3 protein-coding genes are annotated in these 5340 nt (G+C 44.7%); 1 reads left to right on the top strand and 2 read right to left on the bottom strand.

Annotated features, from left to right (window positions below; genetic code table 11):
- Positions 1–141: 141 nt before the first annotated feature.
- Together ED652_RS23630 and rnb are read right to left on the bottom strand one after the other, a co-directional pair.
- Positions 142–972, bottom strand: a complete 831-nt coding sequence (locus ED652_RS23630) for an AraC family transcriptional regulator (RefSeq protein WP_065104577.1) — start codon at positions 970–972, stop codon at positions 142–144.
- Between the two features lie 118 nt (positions 973–1090).
- Complete coding sequence (gene rnb, locus ED652_RS23625; RefSeq protein ID WP_017107851.1) at positions 1091–3097, bottom strand: exoribonuclease II; 2007 nt, start codon at positions 3095–3097, stop codon at positions 1091–1093.
- Between the two features lie 308 nt (positions 3098–3405).
- Between rnb and ED652_RS23620 the strand changes: the two genes are divergently transcribed.
- Positions 3406–5340 (top strand): DEAD/DEAH box helicase (locus ED652_RS23620; protein WP_122056347.1); only part of this gene is annotated, 1935 nt, incomplete at its 3' end.

Below are 5340 nucleotides of genomic sequence, written 5' to 3'. Positions count from 1 at the left end.
GATCGCAGGCTCTTTGACATCTCGAATTAATGATAATTTTCAAGTTCTCAAGCCTGCACCTTCAAGTTGAACGGGTATAGTTGGTTTAAACCCGACCACCTCTTTGTTAAATCAAGGTTGTTAAACTTTTAACCATACTGCTTAAGTTTTGAAACGAGTTTGGGGTTGCTGAGCTTGAGCAATCAGTGATCTAAAGTCTTTTGGTGTCTTGCCATGATACGTCTTAAAGGCGGTGCTGAAGTGCGCTGCACTCTTAAAGCCAGACTCATAAGCGATCTGTGTGATCGATTTAGCGGATGTTCTGAGTTGGGTGGCGGCATGAGCAATACGTTTGATTTTCAAAAGGTTTGAAAAAGAAAGGTCTTCAGCGGATAGACGTCGCTTCAATGTCGCAGGAGACATGCCCATGTAACTGGCTAACGTATCTAACGAAATATTGTTTTCGATGTTTTGTTCTATGTAGTGGATAACTTTCTGCGTGACGGTAAGTCTTGCAGCTCGAGCAATGATCACGAGTAGAGCTGGGTGCTTCTCAACCATCAAAGAAAGTAGAGCTAAGCCCAGTTGCGTGAGTGCGTAGTCATTTTTAGGAGAAGAATCAGCGAGAGACATAGTTAGCTCTTTCAGCTCACGTATTTGGATGTCAGCTCGGTCGAACTTGATGTATTCCTGAGGGACGCGTAACGACTCAAGATCTCCAGACTGGTTGATGAATTTTTGGAATATCGATAAATCGAAGTCTAAACACGTTGCGCTGAATTCACCGTTTTCAGTATCAACGTCGATGTCTTTAATTTGGCCGGAGTTGTATAGCGTGAAATCGCCGGCTTGAAGTGAAGCTTCAGTACCATCAGGTAGGGTGAAAGAAATACTGCCTTTCGAAACGATGAAAATACCGTTTTTAGAGGCGGGGTAACGTTCCCGTTTCCTGGGAATAAAGTTTCTAAATTGAGTAACTGTTATCGATGACATAGTGCGCTTCTTTGACGTTGTAAACGAGTTGCTTATTGGTTTTAGTATTGTTTAAGCATGAGACATTTACAAAAAAGGCGCTAATAATTAGCGCCTTTAGAAGTAAACCTATCAGAAATTAGGCTTCGGTTTCGTTTGTTGTTTCAGGCTCGCTAGGCAAGTCCGCAAATACTTGTGTAGGTTTTGCTACCAAGTTACGGTTTTCCTGATTAACTTCTGAGAGAACTACTTCTAAAACGTCTCCCAGTTTGTATACCATTTCTTTATCGATAGATACAGTACCCATATCACCGTTGCACTCTATTCTTTCTTTATTATTAAGAATGAGAGAGCCAGGGATAAATGCAGCCGCACCATTTTCAAGTAGACGTACACGCATACCAGCACGGTTAATGTCGAAGATCTCTGCTTGGAAACGAGTTTCTTCAACTGGAGCGTTCGCTAGAGTACGAGCATATAACCAATCGCCAACGTTACGTTCAGCCATACCGTGGTGACGGCGGTGTAGAGCAAGTTCATCACCAATGGTTTCGTCTGGTGTTTGAATTGGCGCTTTACCTAAGATGTGTGCTTTAAGCATACGGTGGTTAATCATGTCACCGTATTTACGAATTGGAGACGTCCACGTTGCGTAAATGTCTAATCCCATCGCGTAGTGCGGCGCAGGTTCATTGCTGATCTCGCTGTACGCTTGGAATTTACGAATACGGTTATCGTAGTAGCTGTTGTCTAAAGAGCCTAACCAACGACGCAGAGTAGCAAAACCTTCCAGAGATACGATCTGTTCTTCTGTAAACGGTGTTTCTGCTTCTGGGTTAACCAGTTCTAGAACGTCTGTTAATTTCTCAGCTTTAAAACCAGAGTGACAGTTAAAGACGCCTTGGTTAAAGCTTTCTTTTAGTACTCGACCTGCACAGATGTTCGCGCTGATCATAGATTCTTCAACCAACTTGTTCGCACTACGACGCATGTCAGCATGGATAGCAACAACATCATTATCTTCGCTAAGCTCAAAGCGGTAGTCAGGGCGGTCTGGGAACACAACCGCATTCGCTGAACGCCACGCTGAACGAGCTTGAGCAAATTGGTGAAGGTCAGAAACAATCGCAGCGATCTCTTCTGACGGTTGCCACTTCTCAGATGCGCCAGTTTCTAGCCAGTCAGATACATTGTCGTAAGCAAGACGAGCGTGAGATTTGATGTTTGCAGCGAAGAAGTTAATGTCATCACCGATAACGCCATCTTTAGATACTGTTACCGTGCAGCAAAGTGCAGGGCGAACTTCGTTCTCGATCAGTGAACATAAGTTGTCAGCCAGATCACGAGGCAACATTGGAATGTTACGGCCAGGCAGGTAAATAGTGAAACCACGCTCACGAGCCACTTTATCCATCGCATCATCTGGAGAGATGTAAGCCGTAGGATCTGCAATCGCGATAGTCAGTTCAAAATCACCGTTCTCTTTCTTCTTCGCGTAAAGCGCATCATCCATATCTTTTGTGCTTTCACCATCAATGGTCACAAAAGGGACGTGTGTCATGTCGATACGTTCAAGATCGGCGTCGTCATTGATCTTCCAATCATCGATACCTTCAGGTTCGCTGTTAGGTAGGTCGTTTTGTGCCAGCGTTACCCACCAAGGTGCGATCTTGTCATCAGCATCGGTGATTTTCTCAGAGATTTGAGCCAAGAATCCGTTGTCACCTTTTAACGGGTGTTGAACGATATGAGCAACAACCCAGTCGCCTTCTTTTAGCGTTTCAGGGTTTAGACCCTTCTTTGCTTTCGCTTTAAGTTGCAGCTTTTTCAGTTGCGGGTGATCAGGAACTACGTTCAAACGACCTTTAAACAACTTCACTCGAGCGATAAAACGAGTAAGACCCTGTTCAATCAATTCCTCAGGCTCTGCTACTTCGCGATCTTTCTCGGTGCGAATGATGGCAATAACTTTGTCACCGTGCACACATTTCTTCATGTATGGCGGCGGGATAAAGAAACTGGTCTTGTTATCGACTTCGAGAAAACCAAACCCTTTTTCAGTGGCTTTGATTGTACCTTCCTTTTTAGGGAGGGTTTCTTGGATTTGCTGTTTGAGTTGAGCGAGTAGAGGATTATCTTGAAACATTTGACTTTTATCTATCGAGGACAATTGAGCACACTATAATCATTGCGAGGCTTGATTACTACTGAAAGGCGAAGTGAGCGTAAATTAATTGCCCTCTTATTTAACTAGGTCAATTTGCTCGAAGTTTGGTGCTGTGACGAGATATTCATCAAGTTTTGACGATATGATAGCCAGTATTGATGTAAAACCGAAAAATATGTGATGTATTTCAATTTTTTCTGGCTTTTTTTATGCATTTAGGGAATAATCCGCCTCCCTTAGACGTCCCTAATGGCTTGAAGTGTTTTATTACTGCTTCGTAACTCTGAATGGAATCAGTATCTGATTGGATCAGTATTGGAATTGATAGAGCTCCCGGGACCTTTTGTTTACTTATATATAGTGGGATCCCAATGTCCGAATCTGTAATTCAATTTAATGAATTAGCCCTTAACGATAACATTCTTTCAGCTCTTGATAGCATGGGTTTCGTTTCTCCGACTCCAATCCAAGCAGCAGCTATTCCTCTTCTTCTTGAAGGCCGTGACGCACTAGGTAAAGCACAGACTGGTACTGGTAAAACAGCAGCATTCTCTCTGCCTTTACTTAACAAAATCAACCTGAACCAACACAAACCACAAGCAATCATCATGGCTCCTACTCGTGAGCTAGCTATTCAAGTTGCTGCGGAAATCAAAAACTTAGGTCGTGACATCAACGGTCTTAAAGTTCTTGAAATCTACGGTGGTGCTTCAATTGTTGACCAAATGCGTGCTCTAAGCCGCGGTGCTCACATTGTTGTTGGTACTCCAGGTCGTGTTAAAGACTTACTAACTCGTGACCGTCTACACCTAGATGAAGCGCATACATTTGTTCTTGATGAAGCAGATGAAATGCTAAAAATGGGCTTCGTAGATGACGTTACTTGGATCCTAGAGCAAGCGCCAGAATCTGCACAACGTGTACTTTTCTCTGCGACTATGCCTCCAATGGTTAAGACTATTGTTGACCGTTACCTACGTAACCCGGCTAAAGTTGACGTTGCTGGTACTAACCACACAGTTGACAAAGTAGCGCAGAACTACTGGGTTGTTAAAGGCGTAGAAAAGGACGAAGCAATGTCTCGTCTTCTTGAAACTGAAGAAACTGACGCGTCAATCGTATTTGTACGTACTCGTCAAGACACTGAGCGTCTAGCTGATTGGCTATCTGCACGTGGCTTTAAAGCTGCTGCACTGCACGGTGATATTCCTCAGTCTCTACGTGAGCGTACTGTTGATCACATCAAACAAGGTGTTATCGATATCCTAGTTGCAACTGACGTTGTAGCACGTGGTCTTGATGTTCCACGTATCACTCACGTATTTAACTACGACATCCCATTCGATGTTGAATCTTACATCCACCGTATTGGCCGTACTGGTCGTGCTGGACGTAAAGGTAAAGCGATCCTACTAGTTCGCACTAACCAAATCCGTATGCTTCGCACAATCGAGCGTGTAACTAAGTCTCAAATGGAAGAAATCCAACTTCCACAACGTGACGAAGTTGCTGCTGCACGTGTTGCTAAGCTTGGTGCTGAGCTTGAAACTGAGAAAGAGAGCAAAGCTCTAGAAAACTTCGCAGGTTTAATCTCTACACTACAAGAATCTCTAGAAGTTGATGCTGCTACTCTAGCTGCAATGCTTCTTAAGCGTCAGCAAGGTAAGAGCCCTCTATTCTACGTTGGCGAAGACCCAATGATCGCTGCTATTGAGCGTGATAAGAACCGTCGCAAAGAGCGTCGTGAAGACCGTGACAATGGTCGTGGCGATCGTAACTTCAATACGCAAGATTGGGATACGTACCAACTACAAGTTGGCCGTGAGCAAGGCGTTCAGGTTAAAGACATCGTTGGCGCACTAGCAAACGAACTTGGCCTAACTAAAGGTTCTATCGGTGCTATCAAGCTAGACCAAGGTTCTACTTACGTTCAACTGCCAAAAGCAATGAACTCTGAAACTGCTGGTAAGCTAAGCAAACTTCGCATTCGTCAAAAAGAAGCTGGCGCTGTAGTTGTTGATTTCAACGACTTCCGTGAGCCTCGTCGTGGCGGCGGCGGTCGTGATGGCAACCGTGGCGGTCGTGATGGCGGTCGTGGCGGTCGTGATGGCGGCGGCTACCGTGGTAACCGTGAAGGCGGTAATCGCGAAGGTGGTAACCGTGAAGGTGGTAATGGCGGTCGTGGTGGCTACCGTGGCAACCGTGACGGCGCACGTGATGGT

This window comes from Vibrio sp. Evd11 (assembly GCF_900382755.1).
Taxonomy (GTDB): domain Bacteria; phylum Pseudomonadota; class Gammaproteobacteria; order Enterobacterales; family Vibrionaceae; genus Vibrio; species Vibrio lentus.
This window is presented reverse-complemented; position numbering and strand designations above follow the sequence as displayed.

What these genes read in the sequence shown, in the direction of transcription:
- ED652_RS23630 (WP_065104577.1), bottom strand. Translation starts at nt 972, where the DNA reads ATGTCATCGATAACAGTTACTCAATTTAGAAACTTTATTCCCAGGAAA.
- rnb (WP_017107851.1), bottom strand. Translation starts at nt 3,097, where the DNA reads ATGTTTCAAGATAATCCTCTACTCGCTCAACTCAAACAGCAAATCCAA.